At 60.1% G+C, this 16,064-nt stretch carries 14 protein-coding genes; 3 read left to right on the forward strand and 11 right to left on the reverse strand.

Annotated features, from left to right (window positions below):
- Positions 1 to 652: 652 nt before the first annotated feature.
- From V7778_RS12750 to tssK, 11 genes are all read right to left on the reverse strand, one after another.
- A complete protein-coding gene (locus V7778_RS12750) occupies positions 653 to 1,657 on the reverse strand; it encodes a hypothetical protein (protein WP_335555736.1) in 1,005 nt (334 codons plus the stop codon).
- A complete protein-coding gene (locus tag V7778_RS12755) occupies positions 1,648 to 1,836 on the reverse strand; it encodes a hypothetical protein (RefSeq protein WP_335555738.1) in 189 nt (62 codons plus the stop codon). The genes V7778_RS12750 and V7778_RS12755 overlap by 10 nt, the downstream gene beginning before the upstream one ends.
- 204 nt (positions 1,837 to 2,040) lie before the next feature.
- Positions 2,041 to 3,096, reverse strand: coding sequence for a hypothetical protein (locus V7778_RS12760; protein WP_335555740.1), 1,056 nt, complete (start codon positions 3,094 to 3,096; stop codon positions 2,041 to 2,043).
- Between the two features lie 958 nt (positions 3,097 to 4,054).
- Positions 4,055 to 4,618, reverse strand: coding sequence for a hypothetical protein (locus V7778_RS12765; RefSeq protein WP_335555742.1), 564 nt, complete (start codon positions 4,616 to 4,618; stop codon positions 4,055 to 4,057).
- A gap of 6 nt (positions 4,619 to 4,624) precedes the next feature.
- Positions 4,625 to 4,858, reverse strand: a complete 234-nt coding sequence (locus V7778_RS12770) for a hypothetical protein (RefSeq protein WP_335555743.1) — start codon at positions 4,856 to 4,858, stop codon at positions 4,625 to 4,627.
- A 339-nt stretch (positions 4,859 to 5,197) separates the two neighbouring features.
- Positions 5,198 to 5,407, reverse strand: a complete 210-nt coding sequence (locus V7778_RS12775; RefSeq protein ID WP_335555745.1) for a hypothetical protein — start codon at positions 5,405 to 5,407, stop codon at positions 5,198 to 5,200.
- A 58-nt stretch (positions 5,408 to 5,465) separates the two neighbouring features.
- Positions 5,466 to 6,521 (reverse strand): hypothetical protein, encoded by a 1,056-nt coding sequence (locus V7778_RS12780; protein ID WP_335555747.1) that lies wholly within the window; start codon positions 6,519 to 6,521, stop codon positions 5,466 to 5,468.
- A gap of 59 nt (positions 6,522 to 6,580) precedes the next feature.
- A complete protein-coding gene (locus V7778_RS12785) occupies positions 6,581 to 8,194 on the reverse strand; it encodes a hypothetical protein (RefSeq protein WP_335555749.1) in 1,614 nt (537 codons plus the stop codon).
- 40 nt (positions 8,195 to 8,234) lie between these two features.
- Positions 8,235 to 11,060, reverse strand: a complete 2,826-nt coding sequence (locus V7778_RS12790; protein ID WP_335555750.1) for a type VI secretion system Vgr family protein — start codon at positions 11,058 to 11,060, stop codon at positions 8,235 to 8,237.
- Positions 11,060 to 11,827, reverse strand: a complete 768-nt coding sequence (gene icmH, locus V7778_RS12795) for a type IVB secretion system protein IcmH/DotU (protein WP_335555752.1) — start codon at positions 11,825 to 11,827, stop codon at positions 11,060 to 11,062. The genes V7778_RS12790 and icmH overlap by 1 nt, the downstream gene beginning before the upstream one ends.
- A 19-nt stretch (positions 11,828 to 11,846) precedes the next feature.
- Positions 11,847 to 13,187 carry a type VI secretion system baseplate subunit TssK gene (gene tssK, locus V7778_RS12800; protein WP_335555754.1) on the reverse strand — a complete coding sequence of 447 codons (1,341 nt, stop codon included), beginning with the start codon at positions 13,185 to 13,187 and terminating at the stop codon, positions 11,847 to 11,849.
- A gap of 231 nt (positions 13,188 to 13,418) precedes the next feature.
- Here tssK and V7778_RS12805 point away from each other — a divergent pair, with 231 nt between their 5' ends.
- From V7778_RS12805 to tssC, 3 genes are read left to right on the forward strand one after another with little or no spacing between them, the layout of a single operon-like run.
- Positions 13,419 to 14,006: a tetratricopeptide repeat protein gene (locus V7778_RS12805; protein ID WP_335555756.1), complete on the forward strand. Its 588-nt coding sequence runs from the start codon at positions 13,419 to 13,421 to the stop codon at positions 14,004 to 14,006.
- Between the two features lie 27 nt (positions 14,007 to 14,033).
- Positions 14,034 to 14,546, forward strand: a complete 513-nt coding sequence (gene tssB, locus V7778_RS12810; RefSeq protein WP_335555758.1) for a type VI secretion system contractile sheath small subunit — start codon at positions 14,034 to 14,036, stop codon at positions 14,544 to 14,546.
- 2 nt (positions 14,547 to 14,548) lie between these two features.
- Positions 14,549 to 16,024 carry a type VI secretion system contractile sheath large subunit gene (gene tssC / locus V7778_RS12815; protein ID WP_335555760.1) on the forward strand — a complete coding sequence of 492 codons (1,476 nt, stop codon included), beginning with the start codon at positions 14,549 to 14,551 and terminating at the stop codon, positions 16,022 to 16,024.
- Positions 16,025 to 16,064 lie beyond the last annotated feature (40 nt).

Below are 16,064 nucleotides of genomic sequence, written 5' to 3' on the forward strand. Positions count from 1 at the left end.
ATCGTTCCATCTGCCCACCTCACTGAGCGTATTGTCAATGGGACCCGCGAGGTGATTGATCAGCCTAACTGCCGCCTGGTACGGTGCATCGTCCTCAGCTGGGACCCATAGCATCGGATTCTGTTCGGCGTTTCGTAAGCATGTGTCCGTGGCAGTCGGCTCGTACCGTCCGAATCCGCGCGCTGCGACATCTTTTGCCAGTTTTCGTTCTAGGTCTCCAAGAAATATCCAAGTGCACTCCGATTGAGTAGTGTTGACTGCTCGGTCTTCGCGACCGACTTTTGCCAGGATGGATTCCCCGGACGCCATCCTAGCCAATGCCAACTGCGGGTCAACAGTTCCATCGATCAGACCGCGTACCAGTCCATGCAGTTCTTTCAAAGCCTCAGTCGATGCATAGTGATAAAGCATTGCGGCTTGTAGGGATTGCCATGAGGTGGGGCGTGGATATTGAACAGTCGACTTCATCAAGTTAAGTTACGGATGACTTGCTTTTGTTTTGAGGATGTTGCACCTACCCAAAAAATGGACGGGTTACTCATTGTTTGGTGCCCCATTGCCAAATCGTCTCACCACAGTTAGTCTCGAAATGAGGAGCAATCTCACCGGCGGCGATGAAGCGCCGCGATACCTGGCGAGAGGGAGTGTAGTACTACCTGCTAACCTTACACATCTCGCCAGCTTGCAAACGCAATACCGTCTCTGACATACCCGATACCTCCCATGCCGGTTCCGATGGCAGGCTCCCTTCGCCATCGATCTCAACGAAATACCATCTTGACGGTTTTCGCATGAATGAGGACTGTGAGACAACTCCTGGGGCGAATCGAGGATACTCACGGCCATTGACCTCCAACTGCTCGCGGAAAATTTCAGCGAACGACGGTAGCGTCGCAAACTCATACATCTTTTCGACATCGTTCCACAGTTTGCTTCGTCCGACAAAGTCCAACGCAGCTAATCCGATCTCATTGAACGTGGTTGCCGAGCGCAACTTACAACCTCGTCCTTTAGTCCATGCGAACTGCAAAGTCGCATGCGGATCGTCGGCAGAAACGTAAACACCGTCACGTGGTGGAAGCTCACCCGAGTTGGCGCAAATGTCTTTGCGTACCCTATACACGGGACGGGTTGGATACACTCTACAGAAGTCGCGATATCTAAACATAAACTCGAAATCCGACCATCGGCCTGAATCGTGTTCATCTAGAGTATCGTCAATAGGTCCTGAAATGTGATTAATCAGTTGGACCGCGGCTTGGTATCGGGCCTCTTCGTCGTCGGACGTCCAAAGCATGGAATACTGGTCCGCACCGCGTAGGCATTCGTCGGTTGAAGTGCGACAGTACTGACCGAAGTTACGCGTCGCGATATCTTTGGCAACGCTCTTTTGTAGGTCTTTAAGAAATGGCCAGGCATTCTTCGACCAAGTTTCGCTCGTGTCACGTTCGCCCCAACGAGGGTTGCGAAGCGCTTCGTCCCTACCTTGCAGCCTAGATAACTCAAGCAACGGATCGACGACACCTTCGATTAGGTTAGTCACCGCGGAGTGCAGTTCCCTCAACGCATCAGTCGACGCGTAGTGATACAGCATTGCAGCCTGCAGCGAACGCCACGAGTCAAGCTGGATATCTGGCGAACGTTTTATCATAGCCATGGACGAATACTCGTCGTTTGTCCGGGTAGGGCGGGCAGCCAATTGACCTCAAGGCAAATGCGACACAGGGTGTGCCAGGCGCGGCGTGCGCCATCCGGCTGGAGCATGGTCAGCGTCAGCTCCTCCCCGATGAACTGGTCGAGCTCGGCCGAGGTGCTGAGCGCATCAACCTTGAGCAAGTAGCTTTCGTTGACACTCCCACGACGACGGAAGAGTTCGGCCAGCAGGGCCTACGGCAGGGCACCTTCCTGCGCGCTGGCGAGTGTCAGCAGGCGCGCGTTCTGCGACCGCTCGGTACGGAAGATGCTTAGGATCAGGGCGAATACCATGAACAGCATCTGCAGTGGCAGGTCCTTGCACAGCTTGCAGCACCGACTTGTGCTTCATTGTTGCCTGTGCCATTGCCAAATGGTCTCGCCAAAATCAACGTCGAAACGAGGTGCAATCTCACCGGCTGCGATGAAACGCCTCGATGGCTGGCGAGAAGGAGTGTAGTAATACCCGCCAACCTTGCACACCTCGCCCGCTTGCAGACGCAAGACGGTCTCGGTCTTGCCCGGTGCTTCCCATGCCGGCTCCGACGGTATTGTCGCTTCGCCATCGATCTCTACGAAATACCATTTTGATGGCTTTTGAACGTAAGCGGAACGCGACACCGCCCCCGGTGCAAATTCAGGATACGTAACCCCGTTTACCTCTACTCGATTGCGGAACAGTTCCGCGAAGGACGGCAGGGTGGCGAACTCATACATCTTTTCAACATCGGTCCAAAGATTGCTTCGCCCGACATAGTCGAGTGCTGCCAATCCAATCTCGTTGAAGGTCTTAGCTAGGCGCAATTTACAACCCCGTCCATTTATCCATGCGAACTGCAAACTTGCATGTGGATCATCGGCGGAAACATACACGCCGGTACGTGGTGGAAGCTCCCCCGAGTCGGCGTAAATGTCTCTGCGAACCCTGTACAGATGGCGTGTCGGGTGGAGCGCGCAGAAATCACGATGGTAGAACATAAAAGCGGAATCCGACCAGCGCCCCGACTCGTGGTCATCGAGAGTGTCGTCGATAGGCCCTGCGATACGACTGATCAGGTTAACGGCTGCCTGGTAGCGCGCCTCTTCGTCGTCGGACGTCCACAGCATGGAATACTGGTCCGCACCGCGCAGGCATTCGTCAGTCGAAGTGCGACGATACTGGTTAAAGCTACGCAATCCGATATCTTTCGCGACGCTTTGCTGAAGGTCTTTCAGAAACGGCCATGCGTTCCTCGACCAGCTCTCGCTTGTATCACGTTCACCCCAGCGAGGGTTGCGGAGCACGTCGTCCCTTCCTTGCAGCCTGGATAACTCAAGCAACGGATCGACTACACCTTCGATCAGCTTGGTCACCGCGGAGTGCAGTTCCCTCAAGGCATCGGTCGACGCGTAGTGATACAGCATCGCAGCCTGCAGTGAACGCCACGAGTCCAGGTGGGTATCTGAGGAAACTTTTATCGTAGTCACGGGTGAATGGTCGTCGTTTGTTCGAGCAAGCTGGGAACCGGATTCGATCGATTAGGCAGGTACCGTCGAAGGCTTTTTGGCTTCAGCCAGTAATGTCAAGGCCTCGCTGTATCTTTCATTCGTGCGTACGATCTAGTCCTGCCAAGCGGGACGGTTGAAGTGAGCGTTTCCAAATCGTAGTCCATGCCTGCTCATGGGGACTGTAAGACCGGCATCCTGACAATGGCTTGGCAAATCGCGTGCTGCAACTTGATCGGATCGTGAAGGTCATGGAAAGTCAGGCTCGATTGGTGAACGGCGTACTTTGGCTGCGCAGAAATTCCATACAAGTATAAAACCCCGTCTTTTGCGTCGATAAAAAACGCTCCATCGAGTCGCTCGGAGAGTCGGTCTTCCAGTAAGTTGAGCTTCTTTGCGAGTCTCTTCCTCTGAGCCGGAGCGTGCGCTGCTGCTTTGGCAAGTTCACTCGTGATATACCGGTCAGGTTGGTCAAAGACGACGGTCGAGATGTTCAGTTGCCGGTCCCCACAGACTGATTCACGTTCCCCCTCACGAAAATTATCAAAGAACGCCTGGACGTCCGATGAATGCTTTCCCGCCGCTGGTGAGGAAACCGCAATTAGTCGCAATCCGTCAGGAGATCCGGCGTTGACGGAAACGACGTCTGACAAACCAATTAGTAGAACCACCAGATTAGCAATTAATCTCATCTTGTACCTTTGTTCTGCCTATGCCGATGGCACCCATGATCACCTCTCCCCACGCGCCGGCCATATATCCAGGAATGTTCAAACGCCATGCGATCGTACCGCCAGTCCGCAGCGAATGTCTTCCGTCCGACCGGGCGTAGTCGACAGTGCGCGCCGAAGCGTCATTCCTTGCGTTAACTAGGTTGTCATAGGTTGGGTTTATGAAGTGCCGCAACTTCCTTATCCAGGACCGCTTCAACGGAACGCTGCTTTGATAGTGAGTAACTTGTGGTGGATATCAGAACGAAAAGATGAATGGGCGCGTCCGGGAAATCGTCACCAGCGGAGGAAAATTTATAGCGCGATACAGTTATTGTCGGCCTGTCTGCGGTGCGGCTCGCAATGATGAGGTAGACCGCATTCGCCTGCGGAACAACGACTGCGTCCCGAAGGGTAGTTTCATCTCGTGAGGCGCTCATCCATTCCGTTGTCAGGTCTACGTTACTTTCGACTATAGGTACGAGCTGCCAAACACCATCTCCCGCCTCTTGATGGTAGAAAGACATGCTGCGCCGGTATGTCTTGGAATCCTGATAGGTTCCCGCTACCAAGAACAGCTTTCCGGTTTTTGTTCTCCAAGAGTGCAGGCCTTGCTGCGGCGTTCGCACCACCGAATCAGTCGCAGCGACGGCATGGCTGGCCGGGGAAAAGAATGAAACCGCAGTACATGTAAAAGTAACCATCACGCGGCAGAAAACACGTGCCAACATCGTTTGCTACTCCTCTCCGAAGAAATTTTCAACAAGTCTGGCGATCAGCTGACTAGGCAGGTGCAGGCCTTCATCCACGTCGAGGCTCGTACTGTAAGGAGTAGGCTCAAGCTTTGGCGCGTCGGCGACATCCGGGGCGGGCTGGTGATCCTCTTCGGCCTCCGGCTCGATGGCCTTCCACTCGTCTATGCCTGGGTGAGGTGAAACCGCAGTGTCCTGTTCAAACTCCAGGCGAGGCATGCGGTCGGTATCGTCGATCTGTCCAACTGCAAGTTCATCTCCTTTGCGTTTCTTATCCTGGAACGAATGGCGTCGGATTGGTTGGCGGCAGAGTACGGCCGTGGCATGCGCTTATCTGGACGACTAGCGAGACAAGAACGAATGAGAATTTCTTCATTAGCGATTTATGCAACTGTCAATAAACGGTAATGGATCAAGGCGGAATGTGATGCCCGTGGATCGCATCCGCGCCATTTTTCTAACCTCAAAATGAAGGCGGGCCCTAGAAGTGACAGTAACCAAGCCTTTCGCGTTGCCGCTGTCACCTGTCTTACCGATCGTTATTCCAACCTCCACCGGTTAACCCGATTCCACCAAGAGGCGAACAGATCGGTGACGATATGGGCCACGATGCGCTCGGACGCGTCCTTCAGGCAAGATGGTGGTCAGGTGAATCACGCGCGGCGCCATCTTGATGACGTTCTTGTGGGCCGCCGTGCCCTCCTCGGTGCCGCGCGCCTGCGTGGTACGCAGGCCGATGTAGCCGAGCGCGCAGATCAGGGCGGCCACCGTGAACAGCACCCACAGGGGCAGGTCGCTGCGCGGATTGCAGCACCTGAGTTGCGCTTCATTGTTGCCTGTCCCATTGCCAAATGGTCTCGCCAAAATCACCCTCGAAACGAGGAGCAATTTCGCCGGCTGCGATGAAACGCCGCGATGCCTGGCGAGAAGGAGTGTAGTAATAACCGCTAACCTTACACACTTCGCCCGATTGCAAACGCAATTCGGTCTCGGTCCTACCCGATGCTTCCCATACCGGTTCCGATGGCACCTTCTCTTCGCCATCGATCTCGACGAAATACCATTTGGACGGTTTTCGCATGAATGAGGAGCGCGAGACAGCCCCTGGTGCGAATTGAGGATATGTACGGCCATTGAAATCCAGCCGGTCGCGGAAAATTTCGACAAACGTCGGTAAGGTCGCGAACTCGTACATCTTTTCAACATCATTCCAAAGCTTGCTCCGGCCGACAAACTCTAACGCTGCTAATCCGATTTCATTGAACGTAGTGGCCAAGCGCAGCTTACAACCTCGTCCTTTCGTCCATGCGAACTGCAACGTCGCATGCGGGTCGTCGGCGGACACATAAACACCGGTACGTGGTGGAAGCTCACCCGAGTTCGCGCAAATGTCACTGCGTATCTTGTACACGGGACGGATCGGATGCGCCGCGCAGAAGTCGCGATGGTTAAACATAAAACCGAAATCCGACCACCTGCCTGACTCGTGTTCATCGAGAGTCTTGTCGATAGGCCCTGAGATGTGACTGATCAGTTCAACGGCGGCCTGGTAGCGCGCTTCTTCGTCGTCGGACGTCCACAGCATGGAATACTGGTCCGCACCGCGCAAACACTCGTCAGTTGAAGTGCGGCGGTACTGGTTAAAGCTACGCAATGCGATGTCTTTCGCGACGCTTTGCTGAAGGTCTTTGAGAAATGGCCACGCGTTCTTCGACCAGGTTTCGCTTGTATCACGTTCACCCCAACGAGGGCTGCGAAGCACTTCGTCCCTGCTTTGGAGTCTTGATAGTTCAAGCATGGGATCGACCACACCTTCGATCAAATTGGTAGCTGCGGCGTGCAACTCCCTCAATGCATCGGTCGACGCGTAGTGATACAGCATTGCGGCTTGCAGGGAACGCCATGAGTCGAGCTGGATATTCGGAGAAAGTTTTATCATAGTCAGGGATGAATAGTGGTCGTCTGTCCAGGCAAGCTTGGCAAACCGATTCGATCGTATAGTCCGGCACCGTCGAACTCGTTGTAGCCCCACCCCGTGTCGAACGGGCCACTAATGTTCGGATGGTTAATGTTGTGTCGTAGAGCCAAGTGCGATTCGTCAAAAATTACTTTTTGTTTCTCAGTCATTTTTGCTTTAATTGCGTCCACTTGATTCTGTGAAAGCGGTGGTCCTAGTCGTCCGGATTTGCCCTTGATGGGGTAATACGTCATAAGATCGTTGCGCCGGTCCTTACGCTCGATATTGAATACAATTTGTTCCCATCCGCCTTCCAAGTGGAATCCGGGGAGGTCTGCCTTCACTTGACTCGACGCAGGGCCACGCCACGTGTTGAGTGTTTCGCCGGCTCGAACGTCGTAGATAACGAACTGGCCGTTCACATTCCAGTCTGGCCACACAGCCAAAAACCTTCTCCAGGCATGTTTTGGGTTACTCGACGTCTGGAGTCGTTCGAACACCGCTTCCGTCACCCAGCAGTCGCTCATGGCGCGGCTGTTGGGTGCGAGGATACGATATAGTCGAGCTGGCCCTCGTATGGCATGCGGTTCAAGCGAATGAAAGGAGCGGATAGACCGTTCGTTGATAAAAGGGTAAATCTCATCTGGGGAACGTGGGACTCCAGCAGGATCGACTTTGGCAGACAGGTCTTTAACGATCGACGAATAAGCGTTCGGGTCCGCAGGGTCAATGAACTTGTCACCAGTGCGACTAAGCCACTCCGGCTGCCTTTTGCGCATGAGCTTGATCGCTGGGCCTTCCGGCAACGCACCTTTATAATGGACGTTCCCGATATCGACGATACCATGGCGGGCTTCAATGGCTTCTCTCTCGAGTCGCTTGATAATGACGTCGACCACATCCTGAACCGGACGGATCGCCGCAGCAAGGTGCGAATCCGCAGCCATCCGGACCTTCCTTACTTCCTCAAGCGCGTTACGGGCCAACATCCCGGCTCGCGGGACATATGCAACTTTGTTCGACAGAAGCTCGAGTGCGCTGATTCCGCGATCGAAAGCCCGAAGAAGCGCCCCTTTACTGATGGCTGCGCGGACGGTTTTGATCTGGTCTGCGAGCCAACGGAAGACTTGATCGATGTGGTGGTTTTTTAGATAACGCTGCACGTCGCGCCGCCGCAGGTAGGCGAGCACGAGCGTCATCGCGTCTTCCACTGCTGGCGCGAGCGCAATTCGTCCAGCACGCCGGATGTAAGCGAAAAATATTTTGAGTACACCCTTGACCAAAGAACCAAGACTCGGAAAGAGACCGATCAAGGTCAGGGCGAGCGCCACCCAAGCCCACGTATCCTTGACGTCGCGCGACAGCTTCCTGCAATTGGCGATTAAATCGCGCACGTCGCAGACCTGGTCTACGAGGGGAATCATCGAGATTCCCGCATCGGTCAGGATCTGGGCCGTCGACCGCTGCTCGTTGAAGTCGCCCTGAATCGCTTCCCAGAACCATACGAAGGGATTGGCGCCGTCCTCGTTCCGGGCGCTTTGATCGTTGGTGACCCAAGCCAGCGCATCACGCAACTGGGTCATATTCATTTCTGCCATCGGCAATTCCTAAAGCTGGATCGGTTATGCATGCACGGGACTAGCTGAAGAGACGTTCGAGGGGACTGTGCGGGTCTTCCTCCAGCGGAGGACGTGGTTTATAGATAATTTCCTTCACGGGCTTCAAAGGAACATTGTCGTGACGGCCGAGCCCTTTCTTGTCGAGCGTTCCCTTCATTACCGGGCCTCGCTCAAATCGAATTTCGTAGTCGACATCCGAAATGCCTTCGGCAGTATCAGGGTCCACGTAGGCGACGCCGATCCAGTGCTGATTGGGGCCTGCCAGGGTTCCCGGTAGGGCGGGCAAGTTCGCCATTGCAGACGCACCGCCTTCGAACAGATGCTGGCCGCCCTTGACGGAAAAGCCCCCCGGACATGCAAAGGTAATGTTCCCCCCCTCCAGCGTGATCGACGCCTGCCCGGCCTGCAGCACGATCTTCTGCTTCGCCTTGATCTCGATGCTGTCGTTCACCGACAGCACCACCACATCCTTGTCCGCGAGGATCTCGAGTTCCCCTGTGTGCGCCTGCAGCGACACCGGCCCATTGCCCGCGACCGCCTGGATGCCGCCTTCATGTGCATACAGATTCGCCGCTTCGGCCGCCACCGACGACACGGTGAACCCAGCCCCCTTGTGCATGTCGCCCTGCGTCGTCCAGTGCAGCTGCTGCCCGGCGAACGTCAAGGTCGACGCCGGCGTCGCCCAGTTGATCCCGGCCTGAGAGTCCATCACCACCAGCGGCAAAGCGAAGCGCTCCACCGGCGCGGCGGCATCGAGCTCGCGCGCGCCCGACTTCGCCTTGAGCGGCTCCTGGCCGCCGACGGCAACGGCGAACTTGCCTTGTTCCTGCGGATCGATCTGCGCCATCAGCGCGCGCTGGGCTTCCCGCGATACCTTGCTCGACAGCGCATGCTGGGCCGCGGCCGCATCGAGCAGGCCCGTGTCCAGTTCGCGGGCGGCCTTGAGCGCAGCCAGGCTTTCCGCCGCATCCATCTGGCTCGAGGCCACACCCGCTCCCTGTGCGGCTCGCGTCCGGGTCGTCAGCAGTACGCCGTCGCCGCCGCGCACCACCGCCCAGGCGTCGGTACGGAGCTCGAAACCGCTGCCGCGGTAGCCGCCGCGCTGGGCGCTGCCGGGCGACTGCTGGATCAGGTAGCCCAGGTTCAGCTGGGTGGCCGCGCTGCTGCTGGCCAGGCGCATGCGCAACTGGCCCTGGGTGTCGTCGAGCTGCCACTGGTTGTAGCCGCCGCCGTCGAAGTTGCGGGTGTGGATGCCGGAGATCGTCCCCGCATGATCGGTCGGCGCATCGATACCGGCCGGGAAGGGCGGCACATCCGCGCCGGTATACAGCTGGGCCACCACCAGCGGCCGGTCGATGTCGTTCTCGATGAAGTCGACCAGCACCTCGGTGCCGATGCGCGGCGTGAACTGTGAGCCCCAGTTCGGGCCGGCCAAGGCCTCCGCCACTCGCACCCAGGTGCCGGAACGTTCGTCGCCGGGCGCGGCGCCGTCTTCGTCGACGTCGTGCGCCAGGCCACCCGGGTTGCTCATCGCGCCGCGCTGCCAGGCGAACTGCACCCGCACCTGGTGGTCGCGCGCCGTGGTGGCGACGGCGTCCGGCACGCCCACCACCAAGGCCGTCTGCGGGCCGAGGGCCGTATGGGCATGGGGCAGGGCGCTGGCGCGCGGGACGATGGGCACCGTCTCGCGCACGCAGCAAAACACGTTGCGGTAGGTGCCCGGTTCGACCCAGCCGGCGGCCTCGGCCGTCGCCATGTGGGCGTCGATGTTGTTGCGCCCCTCGTGCTCGATCCACAGCGTTTTGAAGGCGTTCTCGCCCTCGGGATAGCGTTCGTGCTGCGTCAGGCTGAAGGCATAGCCGGGCGCCAGGCGCCGCACCGCACCCTGGCCTTCGAACAGCTTGTTGTCCATTTCCAGCGCGCGCAGCATCAGGCGGCCATGCAGGTCGGCCGTGTCGCTGGCGATGCGCTCGCCGCTGCCGTCGTAGACCGGCAAGAGCGGCAGCTCGCCCGCGTCCAGCTGCGATTCCAGCTCGGCGCCGGGCGCGACCAGCTGCGCCGGGTCCCAGCTGCTGATCGTGACCGCGTTCGCCGCAAGCCGACGCTTGGCGCTGAACCCGTCGACGGCGTCGTCGCGGTCGGTGGCGCGCATGCCGTGGAAGCGCAGCGCCGGGTCGCCTGGCAGCGCGGGCGCGGCAGCCTCGCTGTCGAAGATCACCAGCTTGTGGCGCGCCTGGCCATCTGCGCCTTCGTCCGCCTGGTCGTGTTCGAAGCGCCAGGATAATCCTTCCTGGACCATCAGGCGCACGAAGAAGTCGTAATCGCTTTCGCGGTACTGGGTGCATATCGGACGCTCGGCCAGCTCCTGTTGCAGGTCGAACTCGAAGCGCAGCTGCGGGTAGTCCGCGAACAGCTCGGTGACGATGTCGCGGACGTGCTTGTCCTGGAAGATGTAGCTGTCGCGCCGCAGGCGCAGCAGGGCAAGGGCCGGCTCCAGGCGGAGGCGGTAGCGCGCCACGCCGCCGTCGGCGCCGAGCCACTCGGCGGCCGTGCACAGGCCGTGCCAGGCGCGGCGTGCGCCATCCGGCTGGAGCAGGGTCAGGGTCAGCTCTTCGCCGATGAACTGGTCGAGCTCGAGGTCGGTCGAGGTACTGAGGGCATCGACCTCGAACAGGTAACTTTCGTTGACACCCTCGCGGCCGCGGAAGCGTTCGGCCATCAGGGCCTGCGGCAAGGCGCCGTCCTGGGCGCTGGCCAGCGTGAGCAGGCGCGCGTGCTGTGACAGCCCGGTGCCGAAGACGCCGAGGGCCGAGCCCAGGGCCGCGATGCGCTCGAACGCGTCCATCAGGGCCAGGTGATGGTCAGATGGGCCGCGCGCGGCGCCATCTTGATGACGTCCTTGTGGGCCGCCATGCGTTCCTCGGTGCCGCGCGCCAGCGTGGTGCGCAGGCCGATGTAGCCGAGCGCGCAGATCAGGGCGAACACCGTGAACAGCACCCATAGCGGCAAGTCGTTGCGCAGCTTGTGCACGACCTGGTCGGGGCGCTCGGCGTGGGGCGCGAAGCCCCCGCGCTTGCCCTTCATGCGGGCGATCTCTTCGCCCAGGCGCGAGGTGAAGTAGTTCAGCTTTTCAGTACCCTCGAGCGCGTAGCGGCCCTGGAAGCCGAGCAGCAGGCACATATGGAAGACTTCCAGCGCCTCGAGGTGCGCGCTGCCGCTTGCGCGCAGCGCTTCCAGGCGATGGAAGAAGTTCTCGCCCGCGAGCTGCTCGCCGAACAGGGTCAATTGCAGCGGGTTGCGCGCCCAGGTGTCGCGGATCGTGAAGCCGCTGCGCAGGATGATTTCGTCAACCGCGGCGCAGAAGGCGTACTTGGAGGCGTCGATGTCGTCGCTGGAGGCGCCATGCTTCTTGGCGGCGCGCCCGAACTCGTCGAGGAACTGGGTCATGCGGGCCGCGAACTCGCCGTCGTTCTTGGGCGCGTTGCCGTTCTTGAGCATGAAGAGCGCGTAGAAGCCGTCATACATCAGGTCCAGCAGGGTCTGCGGCGCCGCAGCGGCGCTCGCCGGCATGGGCGTGGCGCCGATCAGGGAAGGGACAGTCATCGTGTTCATGGTGCGGTCGTTCTGGGGTTCAGGAGGCCACGGCCACCAGTTCCAGCCTGAGATCGCTCATGCCGGCGGGGACGTACACGGAAATCGACTGGGCCTGGAGCATGCGCTCGTAGAGCTGGCCCTTGGCGTCGAGCAGGAAGTAGACCGTATCGGGCCGTACCGGCACCGCCGCGGGCACTTGCGGCGCGTGCTGCAGGCGCACGCCCGGCATGGCGGCCAGCACGAACTTGTCGACGTCGTCCGGCGCGCCCACCTTGAAGCGCAGCGGCACCGCGCCCACCAGCTCCACCACCGGCATCGGCGACGAGACGGCCAGGTAGAAGGCGGTCTTGTCGTCGATCTTGCCCGAGTCGAGCTTGCCCAGGTAGTAGGACGGCTTGATCTCGTCGAGCGCGATGGCGAAGTACTTCGAGGAGATCACGGTGTCGATCAGCTCGCGGATGATCGCATACAGCTTGCCGAAACCCGGCCCCGGGTCGGCGTGCTGGTAGGGCGGCAGGTCGGCCAGCACCCAGGTCTTGGAAAACGTCATCAGGGAGCCGGCCAGCCCGAGCAGCTGCTCGTACAGGCGTTCCGGATGCAGGTCCGGATGGTGGAAGTAGTGGGTCAGCGAGGCGTAGGCCGAGCTGGCGGTGTGCAGCAGCCAGAACGAGGACATGTCGCCCGAGCGGTACTCGATCACGTTGCGGCTCGGTTCGCGATGGTGGCCGTAGAGGGCGCTGACCTTGGCCTGCAAGGCGTCGAGCAGGCGGCGCAGCTGCTGCGCCAGCACCGGCGCGCTGCCGATCGATACGCTCGGCGGAACGAAGTCCGGGTCGAGCTCGAAGCCGCCCGTGGCCACGCGGCGCAGGCGCAGCAGCGCGAAGCTGGTGTAAGAATCGCGCGGTTCGTGCTCCGGCACCAGGCGCACCGATTTGCGCAGGTAGGCCAGCTGGGCGTGAGCGGCCTGGGTGTACAGGTCGGGCGTCTCGCGGTTGTCCTGCACATAGCGTGCGCCGTCCTGGGGCTGGCCGACTTGGGCGAAGTTGCCGCCGAAAGGCTTGAAGGCGGGGAGGGCGGCGTAGATGGTCACGCTCCCCTGGCTCTGCGGCAGGCTGGAGAGGTCGATGCTGGGCGGCAGCAGGTCGGCGGCGGGCGCATCCACCAGCTCGCCGTCCTGGAAGCGCAGCGACAAATCCATCACCCGCAGCACGTTGCTGGCCAGGGCAGCGGTGTCGATGCGCAGGCGGCTGACGCCCCAGGCATACGGATGGGCCGCGCGCAGGCTCTCGTGCAAACGGCGCTCGTGATACTGGTCCTGCTGCTGGAAGTGCTGGGGCCGCAGAAGCAGGCCTTCACCCCATAAAACTTTGCTCGTCATGCTGTCGCTTCCCTGGGAAAAACGAGATACCAATCGTCAAAAATTGGGCGGATAGTAACATTTCCGCTTGTCATAAGTGTCACCGAATTTCAATCGTGCGCGGGTAGCACAGAGTGAGAATCTGTGAGATTCAATTGAAAATTGTAAATTTTTGATTTCTGTTATCGTGCCGCCGATCGAGCAACATTTAACAAAAAAGTAATAACCTCAAGTTACCCGATAAGGATAAGAATGACCCTCAGCACCCACTTCTCGCGCGCCGCCGCGGCCGCTTCCCTGGCACTCCTTTTGACCGCTTGCGGCACCGCTCCCAAAGCCGTTCCCGCCGCCCCCACCCTCGATGAATTGCTGACCCAGGCCAGCCAGGCCGCCGCCGGCGGCAACAAGGAGCAGGCCGTCACGCTCTGGAAGCAGGGCGCCACCGCCTTCCCCGCCGAGAAGGCCCCCTGGAGCTATATCGCGCAGACGCGCTATGAGTCCGGCCAGTACGGCGACGCCATCCAGGCGGCGCTCGAAGTGCTGGTGCGCGACCCCAACGACAAGCTGGCCAACAGCATCATCGCGATCAGCGGCCTGCGCCTGTCGACCCGCGCGCTGGGCGACCTGAGCCGCCAGAACAACTTGTCCGGTTCGCTCAAGACCGAATCGCAGGAGCTGGCCAAGCTGCTGCGCGAGAACCTGGGCGAGTCGGTGCTGGTGCCGCCGCCCGTGCAGCCGCCGGTGCGCAGCAGCGAGCGCCCGGCCAAGGCAGTGAAGAAGACCGCCAAGGCCGCCGCATCGAAAAAGGCGAGCGCCGACCCATTCCAGGCGCTGAACTAACAACCGTCCATCCACAAGAGGAAACCCATGTCCAAGTCCGAAAGTGTCCAGAAGCGCCTGCAGAAGATCCGGCCGCCGCGCGTGCAGATGACCTATGACGTCGAGATCGGCGACGCCATCGAATCGAAGGAAGTGCCCTTCGTGATGGGCGTCGTCGGCGATTTCGCCGGCAATTCCGAAGTCGAGCAGAAGCGCCTGAAAGACCGCAAGTTCGTCCATGTCGACCGCGACAACTTCGACGAAGTCATGAAGGGCATCGAGCCGCGCGCCGCCTTCCAGGTCGAAAACACACTGGCCGGCGACGACAGCCGCATCGGCGTCGACCTCAAATTCACGTCGCTCGACGACTTCCGTCCCGAGGCCGTGGTGGCCCAGGTCGAGCCGCTGCGCAAGCTGCTCGATGCGCGCACCAAGCTGGCCGACCTGCGCAATAAGATGGCCGGCAACGACAAGCTTGAAGACCTGCTCAACGACGTGTTGAACAGCACCGAGAAACTGGCGGAGCTGGGCCAGCACGCCAATACCGACAAGGAGGCTTGATCATGTCCGCCGTACTCTCTTCCTCCGGCGCCGTCCAGGAAACCGCGCTGCTCGACCAGATCGTTGAGGAAAGCCGGGTCGCCAAGTCCAGCACCGAGCACGCCCGCGCCAAGGACCTGATCACGGAACTGGTGAGCCAGGTGCTGGACGGCGCCGTGGTGGTGTCCGACAACCTGGCCGCGACCATCGATGCCCGCGTGGCGGAGCTCGACCGCCTGATCTCGGAGCAGCTCTCGGCCATCATGCACGCGCCCGAGTTCCAGAAGCTGGAATCCAGCTGGACCGGCCTGCACTACCTGGTCAAGAACAGCGCCACCGGCAGCAACCTCAAGATCAAGATGCTCAACGCCACCAAGCGCGAGCTGGTCAAGGACTTCCAGAGCGCGCTCGAATTCGACCAGAGCACCATGTTCAAGAAAGTCTACGAGGAAGAATTCGGCACCTTCGGCGGCGCCCCCTTCGGCGCCCTGATCGGCGACTACGAGATCACCCGCCAGCCCGAGGACATGTACTTCATCGAGCAGATGTCGCACGTGGCCGCGGCCGCCCATGCACCCTTCATCTCGGCCGCCTCGCCCGAACTGTTCGGCCTGGAGACCTACGCCGACCTGGGACGCCCGCGTGACCTGGCCAAGGTGTTCGACACGGTCGAATACGCGAAATGGAAATCCTTCCGCGACTCGGAAGACGCGCGCTACGTCGGACTGACCCTGCCGCGCTTCCTGGGCCGCCTGCCGTACAACCCGCTGGACGGCGCCACCACCGAGGGCTTCAACTACGTCGAGGACGTGGACGGCACCGACCACCACAAGTACCTGTGGTGCAATGCGGCCTATGCCTTCGCCACCAAGCTCACCGCGGCCTTCGAGGATTACGGCTGGTGCGCGGCCATCCGCGGCGTCGAGGGCGGCGGCCTGGTGGAAAACCTGCCGACCCACACCTTCAAGACCGACGAAGGCGAAGTCGCGCTCAAGTGCCCGACCGAGATCGCCATCACCGACCGCCGCGAGAAAGAACTCTCCGACCTCGGCTTCATCTCGCTGGTGCATTGCAAGAACACCGACTATGCGGCCTTCTTCGGCGCCCAGTCGGCGCAGAAGGCGCGCAAGTACAACTCGGACGCGGCCAACGCCAATGCCGTGCTGTCCTCGCAGCTGCAGTACATCTTCGCGGTGTCGCGCATCGCCCACTACATGAAGGCCATGATGCGCGACAAGATCGGCAGCTTCGCCGCCGCCTCGAACGTCGAGGACTTCCTGAACCGCTGGCTCGCCCAGTACGTCCTGCTGGACGATAACGCCAGCCAGGAGCAGAAGGCGCAATTCCCGCTGCGCGAAGCCTCGGTGCAGGTGTCCGAAGTACCGGGCCGCCCGGGCGTGTACCGCGCCGTGTCCTTCCTGCGTCCACATTTCCAGCTCGACGAGCTGTCCGTTTCCCTCCGTCTGGTCGCGGAGCTTCCGGCATCGACCAAATCGTAAGCGCATCTGAACGCGTAGTTCATTCACAACCACTGAAAGG

It is taken from the genome of Massilia sp. DD77 (assembly GCF_036961685.1).
Classification (GTDB): Bacteria; Pseudomonadota; Gammaproteobacteria; order Burkholderiales; family Burkholderiaceae_D; genus Telluria.

Excerpts from the sequence above, each read along its gene's own strand:
- V7778_RS12750 (WP_335555736.1), bottom strand. The coding sequence starts at position 1,657 with ATGGCTATGATAAAACGTTCGCCAGATATCCAGCTTGACTCGTGGCGT.
- V7778_RS12760 (WP_335555740.1), bottom strand. The coding sequence starts at position 3,096 with ATGCTGTATCACTACGCGTCGACCGATGCCTTGAGGGAACTGCACTCC.
- V7778_RS12765 (WP_335555742.1), bottom strand. The coding sequence starts at position 4,618 with ATGTTGGCACGTGTTTTCTGCCGCGTGATGGTTACTTTTACATGTACT.
- V7778_RS12770 (WP_335555743.1), bottom strand. The coding sequence starts at position 4,858 with ATGCCTCGCCTGGAGTTTGAACAGGACACTGCGGTTTCACCTCACCCA.
- V7778_RS12780 (WP_335555747.1), bottom strand. The coding sequence starts at position 6,521 with ATGCTGTATCACTACGCGTCGACCGATGCATTGAGGGAGTTGCACGCC.
- V7778_RS12785 (WP_335555749.1), bottom strand. The coding sequence starts at position 8,194 with ATGGCAGAAATGAATATGACCCAGTTGCGTGATGCGCTGGCTTGGGTC.
- V7778_RS12790 (WP_335555750.1), bottom strand. The coding sequence starts at position 11,060 with ATGGACGCGTTCGAGCGCATCGCGGCCCTGGGCTCGGCCCTCGGCGTC.
- icmH (WP_335555752.1), bottom strand. The coding sequence starts at position 11,827 with ATGAACACGATGACTGTCCCTTCCCTGATCGGCGCCACGCCCATGCCG.
- tssK (WP_335555754.1), bottom strand. The coding sequence starts at position 13,187 with ATGACGAGCAAAGTTTTATGGGGTGAAGGCCTGCTTCTGCGGCCCCAG.
- V7778_RS12805 (WP_335555756.1), top strand. The coding sequence starts at position 13,419 with ATGACCCTCAGCACCCACTTCTCGCGCGCCGCCGCGGCCGCTTCCCTG.
- tssB (WP_335555758.1), top strand. The coding sequence starts at position 14,034 with ATGTCCAAGTCCGAAAGTGTCCAGAAGCGCCTGCAGAAGATCCGGCCG.
- tssC (WP_335555760.1), top strand. The coding sequence starts at position 14,549 with ATGTCCGCCGTACTCTCTTCCTCCGGCGCCGTCCAGGAAACCGCGCTG.